15 protein-coding genes and 1 pseudogene are annotated in these 20,604 nt (G+C 48.7%); 6 read left to right on the top strand and 10 right to left on the bottom strand.

Annotated features, from left to right (window positions below):
• The first annotated feature begins 35 nt into the window (after nucleotides 1-35).
• The 4 genes from ntrC to L1285_RS17965 all read left to right on the top strand — a co-directional run bounded on the left by ntrC (nucleotide 36) and on the right by L1285_RS17965 (nucleotide 2,606).
• A complete protein-coding gene (gene ntrC / locus L1285_RS17980; protein ID WP_046004887.1) occupies nucleotides 36-1,436 on the top strand; it encodes a nitrogen regulation protein NR(I) in 1,401 nt (466 codons plus the stop codon).
• Nucleotides 1,437-1,542: 106 nt separating this feature from the next.
• A complete protein-coding gene (locus L1285_RS17975; protein ID WP_156158646.1) occupies nucleotides 1,543-1,719 on the top strand; it encodes a hypothetical protein in 177 nt (58 codons plus the stop codon).
• A 116-nt stretch (nucleotides 1,720-1,835) separates the two neighbouring features.
• Nucleotides 1,836-2,294, top strand: a complete 459-nt coding sequence (locus tag L1285_RS17970; RefSeq protein WP_125720304.1) for a cyclic nucleotide-binding domain-containing protein — start codon at nucleotides 1,836-1,838, stop codon at nucleotides 2,292-2,294.
• A gap of 126 nt (nucleotides 2,295-2,420) precedes the next feature.
• A complete protein-coding gene (locus L1285_RS17965) occupies nucleotides 2,421-2,606 on the top strand; it encodes a hypothetical protein (RefSeq protein ID WP_046004885.1) in 186 nt (61 codons plus the stop codon).
• A gap of 48 nt (nucleotides 2,607-2,654) precedes the next feature.
• Here the strand turns inward: L1285_RS17965 and L1285_RS17960 are convergent, their stop codons facing one another.
• The 10 genes from L1285_RS17960 to L1285_RS17915 all read right to left on the bottom strand — a co-directional run bounded on the left by L1285_RS17960 (nucleotide 2,655) and on the right by L1285_RS17915 (nucleotide 19,271).
• Nucleotides 2,655-3,893 carry a cysteine desulfurase-like protein gene (locus L1285_RS17960; RefSeq protein WP_235413561.1) on the bottom strand — a complete coding sequence of 413 codons (1,239 nt, stop codon included), beginning with the start codon at nucleotides 3,891-3,893 and terminating at the stop codon, nucleotides 2,655-2,657.
• Nucleotides 3,894-3,902: 9 nt separating this feature from the next.
• Nucleotides 3,903-4,535 (bottom strand): 2OG-Fe dioxygenase family protein, encoded by a 633-nt coding sequence (locus tag L1285_RS17955; protein WP_125720310.1) that lies wholly within the window; start codon nucleotides 4,533-4,535, stop codon nucleotides 3,903-3,905.
• Between the two features lie 235 nt (nucleotides 4,536-4,770).
• Complete coding sequence (locus L1285_RS17950; protein ID WP_235413559.1) at nucleotides 4,771-9,030, bottom strand: PKD domain-containing protein; 4,260 nt, start codon at nucleotides 9,028-9,030, stop codon at nucleotides 4,771-4,773.
• A 97-nt stretch (nucleotides 9,031-9,127) separates the two neighbouring features.
• Nucleotides 9,128-10,108, bottom strand: coding sequence for a hypothetical protein (locus L1285_RS17945; protein WP_235413557.1), 981 nt, complete (start codon nucleotides 10,106-10,108; stop codon nucleotides 9,128-9,130).
• Complete coding sequence (locus L1285_RS17940) at nucleotides 10,108-11,088, bottom strand: autotransporter outer membrane beta-barrel domain-containing protein (RefSeq protein WP_235413555.1); 981 nt, start codon at nucleotides 11,086-11,088, stop codon at nucleotides 10,108-10,110. Before L1285_RS17940 ends, L1285_RS17945 begins: the two co-directional genes overlap by 1 nt.
• 258 nt (nucleotides 11,089-11,346) lie before the next feature.
• The gene (gene acnB / locus L1285_RS17935) at nucleotides 11,347-13,944 is read right to left on the bottom strand and encodes a bifunctional aconitate hydratase 2/2-methylisocitrate dehydratase (protein ID WP_235413554.1); all 2,598 of its coding nucleotides are present in this window, start codon (nucleotides 13,942-13,944) and stop codon (nucleotides 11,347-11,349) included.
• Nucleotides 13,945-14,196: 252 nt separating this feature from the next.
• Nucleotides 14,197-15,249 (bottom strand): OmpA family protein, encoded by a 1,053-nt coding sequence (locus L1285_RS17930; protein WP_235413664.1) that lies wholly within the window; start codon nucleotides 15,247-15,249, stop codon nucleotides 14,197-14,199.
• Between the two features lie 111 nt (nucleotides 15,250-15,360).
• Entirely contained in the window at nucleotides 15,361-17,148 is a 1,788-nt protein-coding gene (locus tag L1285_RS17925; protein ID WP_235413552.1) for an ABC transporter ATP-binding protein, read from the bottom strand.
• 3 nt (nucleotides 17,149-17,151) lie between these two features.
• Nucleotides 17,152-18,582: a protein adenylyltransferase SelO gene (locus tag L1285_RS17920; RefSeq protein ID WP_235413550.1), complete on the bottom strand. Its 1,431-nt coding sequence runs from the start codon at nucleotides 18,580-18,582 to the stop codon at nucleotides 17,152-17,154.
• Nucleotides 18,579-19,271, bottom strand: coding sequence for a DNA-3-methyladenine glycosylase I (locus tag L1285_RS17915; RefSeq protein WP_235413549.1), 693 nt, complete (start codon nucleotides 19,269-19,271; stop codon nucleotides 18,579-18,581). Before L1285_RS17915 ends, L1285_RS17920 begins: the two co-directional genes overlap by 4 nt.
• A gap of 109 nt (nucleotides 19,272-19,380) precedes the next feature.
• On the opposite strand from L1285_RS17915, the gene L1285_RS17910 reads away from it, so the two are divergent.
• Together L1285_RS17910 and L1285_RS17905 are read left to right on the top strand one after the other, a co-directional pair.
• Complete coding sequence (locus L1285_RS17910; RefSeq protein WP_235413548.1) at nucleotides 19,381-20,112, top strand: substrate-binding periplasmic protein; 732 nt, start codon at nucleotides 19,381-19,383, stop codon at nucleotides 20,110-20,112.
• 236 nt (nucleotides 20,113-20,348) lie between these two features.
• Nucleotides 20,349-20,604 (top strand): annotated as a pseudogene (locus L1285_RS17905) (IS110 family transposase); the annotation flags it as partial.

Genomic DNA, 20,604 nt, shown 5'->3' with positions numbered 1-20,604 from the left:
TGTTCGTAACCTAGTTTAAGAAGTGGGATCACACCATGAAAAATGTTTGGCTTGTCGATGATGATGCATCTATTCGCTTTGTACTGGAAAAAGCGCTGGCCCGCGCAGACTTTCAAACTGAGAGTTTCTCTAACGGCCAGGATGTGCTCACCGCACTGACCTATGATCAGCCTGCCGTGTTGATCTCTGATGTCAGAATGCCGGGCATAGATGGCATGGCCTTGCTGGAAGAGATTGCCGAACAGCACCCTAACCTGCCGGTGATCATCATGACGGCCCACTCCGATCTGGACTCTGCTGTCAATGCGTTTCAAAAGGGCGCCTTTGAATATCTGGCCAAGCCATTTGACCTGGATGAAGCCGTCTCCCTGGTGGAGCGCGCCTATCAGGCCAGTTCGCAAAATAACAAAGCCAAACGCCCCAGCAGCAATGGCAAACAGCCCGATATTATCGGAGAAGCTCCGGCTATGCAGGAGGTTTTCCGGGCGATCGGTAAACTCTCCGTCTCCAGCATGAGTGTGCTGATCAATGGCGAGTCGGGCACGGGTAAAGAGCTGGTTGCGGGAGCGCTGCACAATCACAGTCCGCGTCGTGAGCAGCCATTTATCGCACTGAATATGGCGGCCATTCCCAAAGATCTGGTCGAATCGGAATTGTTTGGTCACGAAAAAGGCGCCTTTACGGGTGCTGACAGCATTCGTCGCGGACGCTTCGAGCAGGCCAATGGTGGCACCTTATTTCTGGATGAAATAGGCGACATGCCACTGGATGTGCAAACCCGCTTATTACGGGTGCTGGCAGACGGCGAATTTTATCGGGTGGGCGGTCATCACAGTGTGAAGGTCGACGTGCGGATCATTGCGGCTACGCATCAGGATCTGGAGCGCCTGGTTGAACAGGGTGAGTTTCGTGAAGACTTATTCCACCGCCTGAACGTTGTTCGTCTTAAGCTCCCTCCTTTGCGGGAACGCCGGGAAGACATTGCCAAACTGAGTGAAAACTTTCTCGCCCGCAGTGCCAAAGAGTTGAAAGTGCCCTGCAAGATACTGACGCCAGAGGCGCTCACTGTGATGCAGGCATTTCACTGGCCTGGCAATGTGCGTCAACTTGAGAACAGCTGCCGCTGGTTAACTGTAATGGCCCCGGGCGATGTTATCAATGTCGCAGATCTGCCAGAGGAGCTGAATCAACCGCTCAAAGCCGCCACGAGCGAAGCCATTGAAGGTGACTGGCTCGACGCCTTTCAGCATTGGCTGGAGCAGGAGCTGCATCAGGGTAAAGAAGACATCTGGCCTCAGGTACAGGCCCAGCTCGAAACCCGCTTAATAAAAACGGCGCTCGCTGTATGCCATGGCCATAAACAAGAAGCCGCCCTGAAAATCGGTTGGGGTCGCAACACCCTGACCCGCAAACTGAAGGAGCGTAACTTTACCTGAGTACACAGCCACCTGTATGAAAAATCATCACTTGTTCCTGAAAGCTGGAAATCGTATTTTGAGAAAGTGCCGTTGCACAAAAAAACCCAATATTTAAGGAACGACTATGAAAATCACATTACAGAAAAAATCACTCAAACGCTTAAACAACAAAACTCCGCTGGCGCAGGAGTTAACGCCACAGGCCGCGGGCGGCCAGTATGCCAGCTCCCCCTATAACAAGGGATGTATGACCTACCAGGGGCTAACCTGCCCTACTTCACCTTATGATCCAAACTGCTAAATACATGCCTGGCCGCCGGGACTCAACCCGGTGGCTTACGCCACGCGCTTGTCCCTTGACCCCACCTTAAAAAGCAAGCACTATGCAGTCATCTTGATCCTATCGCGCACTGAATAATGAAATTACTGGAGCATATCCCGCTGATAAAACAGTTGGAAATACTCAACAGACTGAGCTTTTTTAAAGAATTTACACTGTCTGAGCGCCAGGTGTTGCTCGAGTCATTCAGCCACCTTTACCTGGTCAGTCAGGATAAGCATGCATTTCGGCGCTTTGACAAAGATAACCGACTCTATATTGTGCTCAGCGGCGAGCTGTCTATCTATACTCAGGATCAACATCATGCCATTGGCCGGGTCGGTCCGGGTGAGTTTCTTGGAGAAGGCGCCTTTATCACTCACAGGGAGCGCAGCACCAGCGCGCTGGCACGCAAAGATACCATCTTACTGGCCATTACACCCGATGCCCTGACACGCCTGCCGAATGTGATCAGAGAGAAAATTAAGGATAAGATCATCGAGGGCATGAGCGCCCGGATAGGCCAGCTCAATCATTATATTGAAGATCATTTATAATGAGAGTGAGCCTTTAGTTACAGATCCACGTTGGACAAATATAATTGGTTAAAATTTTCTCAATTGTCAACTTTGACTAAATACTAATATGATGGACCTGTTAAAACAACACTTAAGGACAGGACCATGAAACTAACCCTATCGAAAAAATCTATCAAGCAACTCAATTCTATCCCCCTGAATAACAAGCAGACACAAGACATTGCCGGCGGTAACAGCCTGGCCCCTGCAACCTGCCCACATACGCAACCTGCCTGGTACTGTATGAGCTATCTGGGCTGTGTCAGTAACAAGCCTCAGTATGGCTGCTAATGGGGAGCTGTATTAAAAAAGGCGTCTAACCAGACGCCTTTTTTATGATTACTGTGCCAGTAACGTTTCGAAGTGACCGAACAGAACGTCCAGCTCTTCGATGGTGTTATAGTGCATACAGCCAATCCGCACTACACCGCCGCTTTCCATCACGCCAAGCTGCTCGCACAACCCCTGCGCATAGAAGTTACCATCCCAGACACAAATATGGTGCTTGCCCAGGTATTCAGACACCGCGCGCGGCGCAATGCCATCAAAGGTCAATGCAAAGGTCGGTGTGCGCTCAGCCAGACGCTCTGTGTCTGCGATACCATATAAGCGGATCTGCGGGAACGCTTGCAAACGCGACAAAAAGTGCGCACTTAACGCCATTTCATGGGCCTTGGTGTTGGCAAATGCGACGCTCAGACGCTCACGTCGTGGCGTATCTTCTGGCAAACCGCTCAGAGATGCAATGTAATCAATGGCCGCCACCACACCCGCCAGGCCTTCAAAGCTCTGAGTCCCGGTTTCCCAGCGGCCCGGTACCACGTCTTTGGCCGGTTCTACTTTGTAAGGCGTAAAGCCAGCTAGGTGGGCCATTTTACCGTAAACCACACCCACGTGCGGACCAAAGAACTTATAGACAGAACATGCCAGAAAATCACAGTCCAGTGCCTGCACATCGATCAGCTCATGGGGCGCATAGTGCACCGCATCAACATACACCAGAGCACCCACCTGGTGCGCCAGCTCAACGATCTGCTTTATGTCATTAATAGAGCCTGTGGTGTTCGACGCATAAGTCACCGCCACCAGCTTGGTCTTGCTGCTCAACAGGCTACGAAAATGATCCATATCCAGCGTACAGTCGGCTTCATTTATTTTCACCGCATGCACACTTGCGCCTTTGTCTTCGGCAGCCTGACGCCATGACGACACGTTCGAGAAATGGTCGGCGTTGGTGACTATCACTTCATCACCCGCCTGCCAGTCGCGGGAAATCGCGCGGCTAAAGCTAAAGGTCAGACTGGTCATGTTGGCACCAAACACAACCTGCTCTTTGGCCGGGGCATTGAGTAAATCCGCCACCGCCTGACGCGCATTGTTCATCAGCTCGACAGTTTTATCGCTGGAGAAAAACGCCCCGCCCAGGTTTGAGTTAAAGTACCCAAGGTATGCAGACATGGCACTTAGCACAGACTGTGGCACCTGAGAGCCGCCCGGGCCATCCAGGAAAATAGGAGAGCGACCTGCGACTTGCTGCATCAGGGCAGGAAACTGACGACGCACTTGATTCAGATTCATAATGGCCTCTTACGCGGTGAACACAAAGCAGTCCAGGTAGCCGGTCTGCGTGGCATCTAACTTGTTCATTGGCGTCGCGTTGTGCCAAACCTCACGGTCATTGACCAGGGCAAACAGACCATCTTTGATCTCCATTTTAAAGCAGGGTTCAGCGTCTTTGTGCTCGTACACCAACAGCTCACCACCTGCGATGTTCTCATGAGAAACACCACATACACACACATGATCGAAACCATCCTGATGCACGCCTTCTGGTGCCGGTGGCGTATCACTCTCAATGGCCAGCATGCGGAACTGGTGTACTTCAATATCACGCTCATCGCTGATACCTGTCATTGCTTTAAACTCATTGAGCAGGTGCTTGAAACCCTCGCTGTGGATCAGGGCGTCTTCCAGGTTTTCATACACGCGCTCAACATTACCCTGAAAGGTATTGATTGAGTCGTCCTGGACAAAGGCTTTGGTCGGCTGCAATGCCACCTCGCCATTGGCAAATTTCAATACAGAGTAACGGCGTTTTCTGAATGCGCCGTCTGCATACGGGTTATCTGGCAGACGGTTAAACGAAGGTTTAACGGCATCGATCTGCGCTTGTTGAATAAAACGAAGTTGTAGCAAATTCTGGTTGTTTACTGCGGTCATTTTGCTCTCGCCTAGGGATGACAATTTGGCGGAGATCTTAATCTATTTGAAGGGGAATTTTGATTTTGAATTGTTGGTTTTATTCACCAAAATGAAATAATTAACCTTCTTTTATGAATTGGGTAAATAATAGTTCTAAACAACTCCTGCGCAGAACAACCATCTTGATTATTAACATAAGTTGATACTGCCTGCCCAACAACCGGGCAGGCAAGATTTAATCTAGTTCAGTGTATTACAGCGCTAACCTTACAACAAAACTTTGCGCTGGTACTTGCGGTCCCTCTCCCGGCGGTGGAAGCACTTCGGTCACCTGCAACTCGATAAACCCAAACGAATTACTATTCGGGATAACTGCCAGATCCCAGTCGCTTCCGTCACGATTAAAGTAGACATGACCCGCTTTTAACTCAGCTTCATGCTGAACCTCATTGATGGTCACACAGGCATTGCCATTGGCCTCGCCCGAGCAAGCACTGTCTTCGATCAACCAATTGGTGTTTGAGCCCTCTTCAACCCCTGCCATACGGTCAAACAGATAATCTTTGGATTCTGGTATGCCCGTATCCATCGTATACTCTTTCACAAGAATACGCCCTAAGCTATTGGTTTTGTTACCATTAAAGAAAACATTTCTGACAAAGTAATGCCGCTCTGCGGAAACCGCCACCAGTTGATATTCCATTTCATCAAACTCGTCGCAACTGCTGCCTTGTGGACAAGTGCGCTCATACCCGATCAGATTGCCCTCACCGTCCCGAATGGCATAGCGACTGCGTAACAGTTGACCCTCTTTCAAGCGCCCCTGAAATGACGTTGTTGCGGCGCCAAACTGAATATCTAGATAGTCTGGCTGATCAGCATTTTCGAAAATCTCCATGGCAAAATTTTCTTCGTCCAGCTCAACCCCGTCTATATAACGCCAGCGACCGATATAATCCTGAGCTGTACGGGGTGCCAACTCCTGATGTTTAATCATCAAGCCTTTGCTTGGTGCCTGATTGTCAAACTGCGGCACTGCGATCACTTGGTATCCCACATCGAATTGTTTTTCAACGTAGAACAGCACCGTCTTGGTCTCCCCATCCTGGCGCTCGACTCTTAACTGATCTCCCGTTACCGACCAGCTGATCGGCTCAGCAGCCTGGCCGAATACGGTTTGCAGGCCCGTACCGTCATCATTAAAGGTGACATCCAGCGTGGGTTGATTGGGATCAAAACCCGCTACGCTCCAGGTGCCGGCCAAATTAAATGGCGTCAGCATCTCTGTATTGGCAACAAAATCCAACTGCAGGTTTTCAACATAGCTGTCGACTTCGACATCATCTTCCAATCGGGTGAATTTTTTCAAAAAGTTGAACTGTTTCGGCATGCCACGCAAAGACAGCTCTAACTGTTCGAGGCGATGAGTTACCTTAACCTGCTTATCCGCGATGTGCTCAAAGGCAGTCCACGATACTTCCTGCTGCGGCACAAAGACCATCACCTCACCGGACTCACTCCACTGCGCATCAAACTGGCCATAGGGCGCCATGCTGACTTGTGCATTCTGATCTGCACTGTAAGTCAACTGAACGGTATCGGAATAATACTGTTTCACATCACTTAAAAAGCCATCAGCCTTGATGTCTACCGCTTTAAAAGAAGCCTCAACAGTGCAATTCTCCATCACTTTCGGGATCACATATTGCGCCCCTTCCAGCGTACCATTACAGCCAAAGATATGGTCCAGTACATATCCCTGCTCACTGGCCACAGAGATTTCTGCAGTGTTGCCTTGGGTGATCATTTGACTGAGCGGTGACAGGCTCCCCCCCGTCGTTGTGTTGGCCGTAACCTGAAGTTCAGGCAATGGGGCAAAAACAACCGACACATCGCAAGATTCAGTGACAGATCCAATGAAATATTCTTGTCCATCCAGTTGGCCATTACACCCGGTTACTTCTGACGCCATATAACCCGGTTCAGGCTGGATATAAAATGAGGCCGACTCACCTTCAATCACCTTCTGATACTCAGGGAAGACCTGTCCAAACTCGTCAGCGCTTGCTGTGAGGGTGAACCGTGTCGGCTGATAGTACCAGGTTTGCTGATCCTGCTCCTGACAACCCAACTCGGTTTCATATAAACATATCCGCATCGCTTGCGCGGTATACTCCAACAGGGCCAGTTGATAACTTACACCCGACTTGGTGAATTGCAGCCGTCCGTCGACTAATTCAAATTCATGGAGGCTACCATTGATATAGAGCTCATTTTTAGTGACAGTTTTGCCATCCCCTTCTGTGTAGGTTACGGTACCAAACTCTATGCGAGACCAGCTTGCACTGCCTTCATCTTTCACCCAAAGCACATGCCAGCCATCTATATTGCGTGGATAAAAGACATTTTGCGCCGTGGAAGCCGAGTAGCGATAAATAAGTACATCATGCAGATCCATCGTTTGTTCGCCCATGTCGTCAAAGCGCTCAAACTGGCGTTCAAGATAGTAGTGATCATCAACCGCCGCGATAAGCTGATGAGTCACCCTGGTTTCCAGATGACAATTAGCTAAGGCAACATCACAGTATTTGATGAGTTCACCATTTAGCTTAAAGCGTTCACGATAGAAAATACCATTCGTCAGCCGCCATGAATAATGATAATCAATGGTATCAATATACAGCTCCCCAGAGGCAAACAGATCCATGTCGAAGCGGTCTTGCGCTAAGCCAACAAACCCATGCCAGCGTCCTATCATGGTTTCTGTTGTCCAGCTGGCATCCTCTTGCGCTTTGATCCATAAACCAAATTCAGTCATTGGCCACTGCGGATCACTGCTGTCAAGACTGACAAACTGATAGCCCGCACCCAGCTTTTTGGTTAGCCAAAAGTTGATCGTACCGCTATACTCACCCTCCTGATATTCGATAGCTAAGATGTTATCAACGATCTTCCAAGTCAGTACATCATCAGGGTCATCAAGTGGTACTATTTTGCCATCAGCCTTAAACTCAAACTTCTGCGGCGGATCTTGCTCCGTGCGGCCATCCGAATCCCCTATTTGCAGATACCAAATACCAAGCATTTCAGCCAAGTCAGGTTGAGCCGTTTTTTGCTTGCTCAGCAAGTTACTGGTATAGCTGGCTTCGTATATTTCCGTTGTGGGGTTATCACCGGTAACCACAGTATTTCCGCGCTCAATAACATCGACTGTTCTGAAAACATCGTTCTCAGCCAATATGGTCATTTCCAGTGACTCAATATAATCTGACCGATTGGTGTTATTTTGCGGAGTAAAAATATGCAATGGCTGTTTTAATTCAATTGTGATTTTATTATTTTCTTGCTGCCAGCGGTCAATCTCAACGGTGTTAATCGCCGTCATAGAGCCCGTACCAGCCTCGTCTAGGTTGATATGGTAAGCCTTTGCATTGTAATGCTTAACCGTCTGTAAAATGAACTCACCACTGAGCGACGCTATCGAGTCGTCAATCAGGTCGCTGTCATTTTTCAACTCTGCTTTGGTCTGTTCAATCAGGTTAGGGTCTGTTTCATTAACATCATCTGCAAACTGCTGCGCCGTTTGCTCATCGTCAACCAGGTCTAGTGTTGAGCTGACTCCGTCTGGCAAAGAGAATTCGTCGTTGTCGACCACTATTTTAATCAGTGCTGCGAGGGTGATTTTTTCATCGGCGTCTACATTTAAAAGCGCCTGTTCCAGCTCAGTGTTGGTGGTGAGACTGGCGCCGCTGCGAGTCATTAAAGCGTATTCTGCAGTAGTGACATTGGTAATATTAACACCAAAGTTTTCTTCTTTATCCAATAATCCATCTTCACCAGCCTGCTGCTCAAGCTGTGCCACCGAATTAAGAACAGATACAAATTTCACCTGACTTTGCCCATCGATGCCTAAAGCTGTCACGCTCACCGGTCTATTGGCTTCGCTTTCATCCACTGTCAGTGTTGCCCGATAGGAGCCATCACTGCCCGCGGTCGTTTGCATGACAGACTCACCAGCAGATACTGTGATATTTGCATTCGCTATTGGCTTATCCGTCACGATCCCCGTTAAGGTCACCGAGTTCACTTTTCGCTTGATCAAGACCGCTTTGCTGGCACTGTGGGTAGCACCTTTATCGTCCGTGACAGTCACGCTGAAGGTGATGGTGGTGTCTTCAGTAATATCGGGCACTGTGTAAGAGGGACTTGCGCTATTTGTGTCTGTGCCGCTCAGTTGCAGTGGTGAATTATGCGACCAAGTATAATCCGCGATAGAGCCGTCCGCATCACTGGCTGTGGCAGTCAGTGTAAACGCGTTTTGCTCTAATTGTTCAGCCACATCGGCAATACTGACTTCGGGTGCCTGATTATTGTCGTCTACCGAAGGAGGGGTTGGCTCCCCGTTAGTATCTGAAACTGGATCATCACTTCCCCCTCCACACCCGGTCAATACCAGGGCGACGGCCGAAGCCAAAGCCAGATTTTTCCATCTGAAGTTCGCTAATTTATCCATCTTTTCCATTCTTTATTATTTATAATGTTCCACGTTGAAGCACACAGCTCCATCCTGCTGATAAAATGCGCATGCCCAAAAACATGCGTTTATTCATTTAAAGCTTATTATTAATGGCCTCCAGTTGTTCGCTAAAACTCAGGTGGCGCAGATCCCCTAAGCCTGCCTTATTTGTCATTTCCAGAAGTTGCGCTTCGAGCGCCAGTAACGGGGCTTCTGAGCGCTTATCGTCAATTGCCGCCTTCCTGCTCATATGCTCAGCAAAAAGCTGCTCCATTCTTTTCACTTGTAACTCTGCCAGGTTCACCTTGTGCTCTATATCATCATACGCGCGCACATTTTGACGAATAAAGCTTTGTGCAGACTCCGTTGTGGCTTTTACGTCCTGATAGACAGAAGGTAAAACCTCAGCCTTTTCTGAATTTGCCAACCTGGTTACATCTTCAAGCACTTTCCCCAGAAAGTAATGCTCAGCCGCATCTTGCTCCAGCGCATTTAGCTGAGACTGTAAGTCAGGTAAGTAACCTTCTACTTGTTCCCGCTTACCTGCCACCAGCATTTCTTTCAGGTCCTGATGGCGCTCCTCAAGACGCGCATAACGGCGTTCAAAATGCTGCTGGGTTGCCAGTTTATCCAGCACGGCAAAATGCGAGCGGATCGGCTCGAGCACACTGATGATCGCTTGCTTTGCACTTTGTGCGGCCGCAATTAAACTGATAATTTCCTGGCTTGCCGCCATCACTTCATCTGCTTTTGTATCTGAAGAAAATAAAGAGGCGCTTTCAAGTGACTCGGCCGGATTTGCACGTAATTCGGCAAAATCCTCCTGCAGAGATTGCCAAAGCTTGTCGGCTTTGGCTGTGCGCTCGCTGTCGTACTCTGATAAAGCCTCCTCTTCAGACAAGCCCAGCGCCTGCTGGGCTTCCTGATAGGCTGCCTGTGCCTTGTTGTACGCGGCCTGGATCTGCTCTGGGGAGGCTTTGTTACTGCTGACAATGTTGCTCACCGAATCCAGCGTTTTACATCCGCCTAATAAAGAAACTGCCAATAATAAGGCGATACTGCTGTGTTTGTTCATTAATAACTCCACTGAATGCCAGCTGAAAGAGAAAGGTTGGTATATTCTATATCTGGCACAGTACGGCGATTACCATCGGACTCAGAGATAGCGTCACGCTCTTTGTAGGAAGCATCCACGCCCGCCATTACGGCAATAGTCTTAAACACCTGATAGCGCACGCCCGCACGTGCCTGAATGCCCCAGCCATTAAATGTCTCACTGAGGGTTTTTTCTATGGTACGGGTATTTTGTACCCGAGTATAAACGGGAAGCGTGACTTCGGCATCGGCATACCAGCTAAATTTGTTAAAGGCATCCTGTAATTTGCTGTCATAACGCAGTCCCGCCGCCGCAATGATGCTCATTTGGTCTTCAGTGGTGGAAACCACAGACTGTAAATTACCTGGTAATCCTTCGAGATCGCCGCTATCTAAGTTGTTTTGTCCGGGTAAGTTAAAGCGGGCCACCGGATCATTCTCCCCACGGGGGGCTGACTGTAAAACCTGATCAAACTGGCCTGCCCCTGGCTGTGCAAACTGGAAGTCTGAGCGGGTAAAACTGGTGGTGAATACCCGCCCCCCCATAGTCACCTGCAACGCACGCGTCATATTGTAGGCGGCACTCAGGGCAATTTCGTTAGACTTTACTTTAAAGTCATTGGTCTGCACCGCACCAAATTGGTGTGTCACTGAGCTGTCATTAGGATCTGTGAAATCGTTGACATACCAGGTTTCGGTATCCAGACCTGTGTATATGGTTGCAGCGGTCCCAATATACACACCCCAGTCGTCATTAATACCTGAGTAGGAGAGTTGTCGTATTGTGGGGTTACTGACTGTGGCATCCTGGGTCAGACGACCCAGTCCGCTCAAATCATTGAGCGCTTCACTGTAATCGATTGATTCAAAACCAAGTCGAATTTCACTGTAGGATGGGTTAGGAGCGGCAGCCGCGGTGCCTGACACCAGACAACACGCCATAATGAGCGATTTATTCATAACATTAGACCTTGCGCAGAGTGGATCAAAAAGTAACGCAAGGAAAAACGCACCACTCCCTGGTTACAGATTTTTACATTGTTGTACAATAATAAGCCAGACGAAAGGATAGTCAAGGGGCTCTATATGACTTTAAGACACTGAAAGCCAACTGAAACAATATGAAAGATTTAATGAAAAAGCAGGCAAGATGTCGCAGACGCTCAACACAAAAGAGCCAGCTTGAAGCTGGCTCTTTAAGGCTGTTTACTCGGTCGCTTAAACAGCCTGCTGAATAATCACGCTATCTGCTTTTTTGGTGTACTGAGGCATTTTATGGAAGTTCAGGTAGCGATAAGTATCTGCTGCCGTGGCGTTGATCCGCTCGGCATATTCCTGATATTCCGCCGGGGTCGGTAACTTACCCATAATCGCCGCAACCGCTGCCAGCTCAGCTGACGCCAAATAGACATTGGCGCCAGTCCCCAGCCGGTTGGGGAAGTTACGCGTTGAGGTAGAAACCACCGTTGCTTTATCCGCAACCCGCGCCTGGTTACCCATACATAATGAACATCCCGGCGTTTCGATACGCGCACCAACCCGTCCATAAATACCGTAATAACCTTCGTCGGTCAGCTGATCTCTGTCCATCTTAGTCGGTGGCGCAACCCATAGCTGAGTGGGTAAACGGCCACCAAAATTATCGAGCAGTTTACCAGCCGCTCTGAAATGGCCAATGTTAGTCATACACGACCCGATGAAGACTTCATCAATTTTCTCACCGGTTACCTCGGACAACAAACGCGCATCATCCGGATCGTTTGGCGCACACAGAATCGGTTCTTTGATTTCTGCCAAATCAATCTCTATTGTATGGGCATATTCAGCATCGCTATCCGCCGTCATCAGCTCTGGATTGGCCAGCCACTCCTCCATCTTAGTGATACGACGCTCTATGGTACGGACATCGCCATAGCCCTCAGAGATCATCCACTTCAGCATCACAATATTAGAATTGAGGTACTCTTCAATGGATTCCTGAGACAGCTTGACCGTACAGCCTGCCGCAGAGCGCTCAGCCGACGCATCAGACAACTCAAATGCTTGCTCTACAGTGAGGTGTTCAACCCCTTCAATTTCCAGAATACGACCAGAGAACTCATTGATCTTACCCTTCTTTTCAACCGTCAGAAGGCCTTGTTTAATGGCGTAGTATGGAATTGCATGGACTAAATCACGCAGTGTGATCCCGGGCTGCATCTCGCCTTTAAAGCGCACCAATACAGATTCAGGCATATCCAGTGGCATCACGCCGGTCGCCGCCGCAAAGGCTACAGCACCGGAACCCGCTGGGAAGGAAATGCCCAGCGGGAAACGCGTATGGGAGTCACCGCCAGTACCTACTGTGTCGGGCAACAACATACGGTTTAGCCATGAGTGGATCACGCCATCACCCGGGCGCAGTGATACCCCGCCCCGGTTCATGATGAAATCAGGCAAGGTGTGGTGCGTATTCACATCAATGGGCTTAGGGTACGCCGAAGTATGACAGAATGACTGCATTGTCAGATCTGCTGAAAAACCCAGACACGCCAGATCTTTCAATTCATCCCGGGTCATTGGGCCCGTGGTATCCTGCGAGCCGACGGTGGTCATGGTCGGTTCACAATACTGACCAGGACGTACACCTGGCATATTACAGGCACGACCAACCATTTTCTGCGCCAGTGTGAACCCTTTACCTGAATCTTCAATTAGCTTAGGTTTGCAGAAAATCTCTTCCGGCTCCATACCCAGTGACTGCCGCGCCTTGTCTGTCAGGCCGCGACCAATGATCAGAGGAATACGGCCGCCTGCGCGCACTTCGTCGAGGATCACGTCAGATTTGAAGCTAAACGTGGTGATCACCTCATCGCTGCCATGACGCTTCACAACCCCTTCGTAGGGATAGATGTCAATCTGATCACCCATGTTCAGGTCGTCTACCGGCAGCTCAATCGGCAGCGCACCCGAGTCTTCCATGGTATTGAAGAAAATAGGTGCTATCTTACCACCCAGGCATACACCACCTACCCGTTTATTCGGTACAAACGGAATATCATCACCCATAAACCACAGCACTGAGTTAGTAGCTGATTTACGTGAAGAGCCCGTACCGACTACATCACCAACGTACGCCAGTGGCAAGCCTTTTTGCTTCAACGCCTCCAGCTGAGTGACCGGACCTACTTCGCCCGCCTTATCCGGAGTGATACCATCACGCTCATTTTTTAGCATGGCCAGTGCATGTAATGGAATATCAGGTCGTGACCAGGCGTCCGGCGCCGGGGAGAGGTCATCCGTATTCGTCTCACCGGTGACTTTAAATACGGTAACAGATATTTTGTCTGCAACTGCTGGTTTTTCCAGGAACCACTCAGCGTTGGCCCAGGACTCAATCACTTGCTTAGCAAAGGCATTACCAGCTTTGGCTTTTTCCTCAACATCGTAAAAAGCATCAAACATTAACAGCGTATGAGACAGCCCTTTTACTGCGATAGGTGCCAGTTCATCGTCATCCAGCAATTCAATCATTGGGGCAATGTTGTAGCCGCCCAGCATAGTACCCAGCAACTCTGCTGCATAGGCTTTGGTGATCAAAGGTGACGTCGCTTCGCCTTTGGTGATAGCTGCTAAAAAACCCGCCTTCACATATGCCGCATCATCCACCCCAGGTGGTACACGGTTGATAAAGAGATCAACGATAAACTCTTCTTCACCTGCTGGTGGCGTTTTCAATAACTCGATCAGTTCTGCCGTTTGTTGCGCATCCAGTGGTTTGGGAACAATCCCCTGCTCTGCGCGCTCCTCAACATGTTTACGATATTCTTGAAGCACAATATTGCCCTCTTGGTGACGTGAACAGATAATTAAATTTTTAAGTTAACAACTCCAATAAATTTACTTATCTATAAAATATGATGATTTATTATAAGGTCTTAGAGTATAGATGAAAATCAAACGGCCACTAAGTCGCCTTATGTTCGCTATAAATCACATGAATGAAGATAGGGAAAAACGGTGTTTTTATGAATGCTTAAGACACAAAAAAGCCCGGATATTTCCGGGCCTTTGTAAAACAGGTTAGGATTAACGCTGTACCTTAACACGCTCGATAGATTTTACTTTTGCTTCTACACGACGGTTTTCAGCATGGGCCTGTGCAGAGTCACCCATGTTTTTCAGGCGCTCTTCACCAAAACCGACCGTTGTGATGCGCATTTTATCAATGCCCTTATCAATCAGCTGCTTTGCAACTGAATCGGCACGCTTTTTAGACAGCCACTTGTTGTACTCGGCTTTACCCACCGCTGAAGTGTGGCCTTCAAGTACTACGGTTGTTTCAGGGTGTTCATTGAGGAAACTGACAACGGCCTGAATATCGTCAAGATACTGTTGAGATACACTGGAATTATTGTTCGGGAAACGCACCAGCAGGCTAACAGTGACTTCTTTATCTTCGTACAAGGTACAGCCCTGTGCATCGACGGCATCAGTCATTGGTGTGTTCGCGCACTGATCGTCCATGTCATAAATACCGTCTTTATCGGTATCTACAGGTGCAGCCACAACAACCACAGGCTCTGGCTCTGGCGCAGGTGCTGGCTCAACGGGCTTGCTGCTGCTTGAACCACCAAAGAAGTAGTTAATACCCAGTTTTGCACCTACATCTGTGTAACCACGATCAATGCCCTGATAAATCGCCGTTTCAAAGTTCGCAGCAAAGTTCTCGCTAAAGTGATGACGATAACCCGCACCGACGTTAGCAAATGTGTTGCTGTCAAACACATCGATTGACTTCAGACCAAACAGTGCATAGAAAGGGCCGCCATTAAAGTGGTAGAGACCATCAATACCGATTCTGTCTCCATCAACGGAATCAGTGCGAAGCCCTGACAAGTCAAAGTCCATGTCAGCATATTCAATACGACCACTCCAGTATTTACTGAAGCGATAGCCCAGCTCAGCGCCCCAACCGGTGGAATCATCAACAGTGACACCGGCCGCATCCCGGCTATTCTCCCACTCAGCGTTGTAGTAGTCGCCGAAAACGCCCAAATAAACCCCTTCTTTATGGTCATCCGCATACGCTCCGGTTGCCATCAAAGCTGTAACAACAGCGCTCAGCATTCTTAGTTTCATCATCCTTCCCTCTCTAAAATAATAGTGCAATCTGAAAATTACAGTAATAATAGTAGATTAAGTCTTAATATTTACTTAACACTATTTAGGAATTTTTTGTTAATTTTACATTCAGCTCTGATGACCGAACAACACCCGATACAAGCCCTGTTCGGCCACCAGACTGTGGTGATCGCCTGCCTGACTCACCACCCCGTCGTCCAGCACGTAAATTTGGTCTGCCTGGCGGATGGCACTGAGGCGGTGGGCAATGATCAGCGTAGTTCTGCCCGATAAGAAAGTATTGAGATTTCGGTGGATCTTCGCTTCTGTTTCGACATCCAATGCCGAAGTGGCCTCATCTAAAATAACCACTTTCGGATCCGCCGCAACCATGCGGGCAATGGCCAGGCGCTGCTTTTGTCCGCCAGACAACCGCACACCGTTGCGCCCGACCACAGTATCCAGCTGTTGTGGCATAGCCATCACAGTTTCGGCCAGCTCTGCGACCTTTAATGCGTGCCATAGCTGTTCATCGTCACATACTTTGCCCATGGCCAGGTTTTCCCGAATACTGGCATTGAACAAAATGGGCTGCTGTAACACAGTGACAACATGCTCCCGAATGGCATGAAAGCCAACTTCCTCTGCAGGCATACCGTTAATAAAAATATCCCCGGACTGCTTCTGATATAGTCCCAGTAACAGCTGCACAAGAGTCGATTTACCGCCTCCCGAAACCGCAACTAGGGCCGTTTTCTTACCGCTGGGTAAACTCAATGTGACATCATTCAGAACCGGCAGTCCATCCTGATAGGCAAAACTGACATGACGAAAATCGATTTGAATGGTTGGCTGATTGAAAACTTCGCTGTTGCTTGATTGCTGCGGCTCAGTACTGAAAGCCAGCACCTGGTTCAGACGTTGCAAGGCTGCGGTCGCGCCATAGTAAGCATATTGAATACTCAGGATCTCCTGAACCGGTCCCATCATAAACCATAGGTACCCAAACACCGCGAATATTTGTCCTACAGTCAGATCGGAAAAAACCACCATCAGCATCGCAATTGCACGGAATACTTCAAAACCCAGTAAGAAAACTGTGAAACTGAGGCGATTAACCGCGTCCGTCTTCCATTGAGACTGCACAGAATGGTGACGAAGTGATTTTGCCGCTGTAATAACCGTGTCGAAGTAGCTTTGCTCCCGGCGCATCGCTTTGAGCTGAGCAATCGCATCTAAGGTATCCACCAGGGCACTCTGAAACGCCTCAAATGCATTATTCTGGTGTTTTTTAAGATCCTTAACCCGTTTGCCGAATTGCCGGGAAAAGTAAATCACGGCCGGGTTCAGCGTCAGAATGATCAAACCAAGCACCCAGTCAATCCAGAGTAACACCACCGCAGTGCCTGCAATGGTCAAAATACCTATCAGAAAGCGAGAGAGTGTTTGGCTGATAAACCCGTCCAATGTCTCGATATCTGTGATACATCGTGAACTAATTGCCGCAGCGCCCTGAGTTTCATATTCCTTTAGCTGTACCTGTGCCAGATGTCCCAGCAGTCTCTCCCGGATCCGATAGGAAATGTCTTTTCCAATAATCGTGAACTGGCGGGACTGCGCGACCCCTAGTACCAGAGCGCTCAAGCGCATACAGACCACCGCGATTAATATCGATATGATATAGCCCGTTGCTCCCTGCCACTGCGCGGGCAACACCTGATTGAGGGTCTCGACCGCAGTACCTGGGTGTGCCAGCAGTACCTCGTCCACCAACAGGGGCATCATAAGCGGAATTGGCACGCTGACCAACGCTGCACACAGCGCTATCAGATGCGCATAAATCAAAGGCGTTTTATGTGTCAGTATCTGTCGTTTAATTTCCTGCCAGGTCAGTGCCTGACTGCTCTGTTCATTCATAGGTCAGGTACCACAAAACGTCTGGTAGGCTTGTTCATTGGACATTGTTGCCAGCCACTGCGCGGGATAAGTCTGATATAAGTATGGGGTTTTCAGCGCATTTAACCAGCTGGTGAAAGCACTACTGTTGTCCCCCTGATTAAACTCTGCAATAAAGTGCTCAACCATATCATTGCGTGGAATAATGGCAGGATTGACGGATTGCATTATCGCGTGTGCTTCACCAGGGTCGCCGATCCGCTCGCGCCATTTTGCTACCCAGCCCGATAGCATCTCCGGTACAGTATAGCTCGACAGTGGGTTAGTGTGCAGTGAATTAGTCAGCGCAGCAAACGTATTGGTGTAATCCAGCTTATTTTGCTGCATCAGGGAAAGTAGCTCACTCAGCAGAGCCTGATCAGACTCTTGCCACGTCAATAAGCCGAGCTTTTTGGTCCACATCTGCTGATAGCCTTGATTAAAATCGTCGGCAAACTGACTTAAAATTTCTGAAAAACGTTCAAGTGCGGCGTCTTTATCATCGACTAACAGCATCAGGGATTCTGCCAGGCGCCCACAGTTCCAGCTGGCAATATTTGGCTGCTGACCAAACGCATAACGCCCCTGTCGGTCAATGGAGCTAAATACGGCATCAAATGAAAAAGACTCCATCATGGCACACGGGCCGTAATCTATGGTCTCACCATTTATCAGGGTGTTGTCTGTATTCATAACGCCATGAATGAACCCCACCTGCATCCATTTTAAAATCAATGCACATTGCTTGCTGCACACATGTTTGAAGAAGTCGAATATACGGGCCTCACCCCTTGAGGTAATATCGCTGAAATGCTCGCGAATACACAAGTCGACAAGCTGCTCCATGGCTGCTGCATCTTTGTTCATCGCCATCAGCTGAAAAGTACCGACCCGGATATGACTGCGAGCAACCCGGCATACAACCGCACCTGGTTCCTGCGTTTGACGCATAACGTGTTGACCAGTAGACAAGACCGCCAGACAGTGGGTTGTTGGCACATCGAGCGCGTGCATGGCTTGGCTCATAATGTATTCCCGGATAGCGGGGCCCAGTGCACACAGGCCATCGCCCCCACGGGAGAACACAGTCGCACCAGAGCCCTTGAGGTGCATGTCATAATTCAGGCCATCAGACGCGGTGAATGACGCAATTAGGTGTGCCCGCCCATCACCGAGCTGTGGGTTAAAATGACCAAACTGATGTCCGCAGTAAGCCATGGCAACCGGCTGGATGCTATTCACCTGAGACAAGCCCGCAAGGTAGTTTTTTAGCTGTTGTTGATCGAGGTCGAGACCCAGGTCAGTTAACAACGCCTGGTTCGTCAGCAATACCTGAGCTTGTTCAAACTGATAAGGCTGCTGTGGCACCAGATAAGCCTCGCCTAATTCGGTGTAACGTGGGAAGAAATGACTCATGATGATACTCCTGCCAAATTGTCACCCACACTGTAAGCAACGAGCTGACTTAATGTTTGTAACGAATAACCGCTTTGATTACGTAACTCATTGAAGAATGTCTGTGTAGCGCGAAGTGACTTCAGGCTATGCAGGCCACCCGAGATCACCTCGTGCGCCCGCAAATAGGCTTCTACATCCCGGCTTAGAATAAAGGTATCTTTGCCAACTGCCCTCAGTGCATACGCCCCTGTATTTCCTCCCAGCCGGCTACCTTTCTTTTTAAGTAGTGACCACAATTCGATGATGTTGTCCTCGGGCCAATGCGCAACCAACTCGCTAAAAGAGCCATGCTCAAGGGCTAATTCATGGATCATCAGGCAGTTGTCGGCAATACTTTGTACTTTTTTATAGTTACGTACTATCCGTTCGTCCTGAGCACGCTGCTCATACATTTCAGGTGACATATACAGCAGCTTCTCAACAGAGAAATCCCAAAAGACTTCGCGAAACCCGGGCCACTTGGCGTTGATCACCGACCAGTAAAAGCCACTTTGAAATATTTTTCGAGTGAACTCCTCCAGCCATACATCATCGGAAAGCCGAGCGAGCTGTACTGATGATAATGGTTCGCTAAGTAATGATTCCAATATCTCCGTGCTCCCTTTGCGCTGACACGCTCGCTCATAAATATCTACAAAACTTTCCACAGCTTAGCCTTAATTTCAATTAGTTAGTTAATCACTTTTCCTGGCTTATTCGTTTTATTCAACAATAAGCGCTATAGTTTTATTTAGCCCAGTTTTCAGAGCATTGTCAGTGAAATACATTATTCTTGTTTTATTTTACAGTCTCTCTTGTGCCGCCGAAACAGTCCACATTACAACAGGTCAATGGCCACCATACGTAGACAGGCACCGTCAGGATCAGGGATGTACCGCTCAGCTTATCCGAGATGCCTTTGCTTTGCACGATATCCGAGTACGGTTTGTTTTTATGCCTTGGCAACGCGCATATGAAGAAGGGAAAAAGTCCGAGTTTATCGGTAGTGCCTATTGGTACTTTAATGAGAAAAGAGCCTCTGAATACGTGTATACCGCTCACCCCATTACCTCAGAAATTTTGTATTTCTATCACTTAAATGAGACACCTTTTAAATTTGATTCGTATGCGGATCTCAAACCCTATCGACTTCTGATAAATAAAGGACTGACCTACCCAGAGACGCTCTGGCAGGCAATCAAACAATACGATATCGAAACTTCTGAAGCCATTTACACAACCAAAAACTTACAACTTCTGCTTCGTCAGCGCACAGATATTATCATTTTAGATGAGCAGACAGGAAAGGTGTACGCAAAAGCCCTGCCCGATACAGATCAGACCCGTCTTGTACGCCAGCCTAAGCCTGCTTTTATCAATCGGGGGTTTTTATTAATCAACCCGCAGAGCAAGAAGTACGCACCACTGTTTAATGAAGCGCTTAGAAAGCTGCTAGCTGATCCCAGCTACCTCAGCCGCTATCAATCAAACTGCTCAGCCATTGAATAGTAGTGCAAAGTACAATGACAGCGAGCAACGCGAGCACATTTACTTTGCACAAGGGTGACGAGAAACCGAAGCACCGCTTCGCAGTTCGAGGAACGCGAGGCATGGACGCCGATAACACGCGTTACGCGCCGGGAGCCCTCCACAGGGATGATGAGATGAACACCTCAAGTGCAAACGGCGTCGCAATGCGCCAATATTGATTTGACGATTCAATATAACTCACAAGAGGTGTTCAGATGAAAGTATGTCTAATTGGAATTGATTTGGCAAAAAACATTCTTCAGGTCTGTGGGGTTAACCAGGCAGGAAAACCAGTTTTTAATAAAGCACTAAAAAGAAACAAGCTGTTGCCATTCCTGCTGAACTATCCAGACGCCATTGTCGCTATGGAAGCTTGTTCAGGCTCAAACTACTGGGGACGTGAGTTAGAAAAGCTAGGTATCAAGGTAAGGCTGATCCCGCCAATTCACGTAAAGCCCTTTGTTAAGGGTA

Source organism: Pseudoalteromonas sp. DL2-H2.2, assembly GCF_021532535.1.
Lineage (GTDB): Bacteria > Pseudomonadota > Gammaproteobacteria > Enterobacterales > Alteromonadaceae > Pseudoalteromonas > Pseudoalteromonas rubra_A.
Note: the sequence above shows the minus strand (reverse complement) of the source record. Positions and strands in the feature narration are given on the sequence as shown.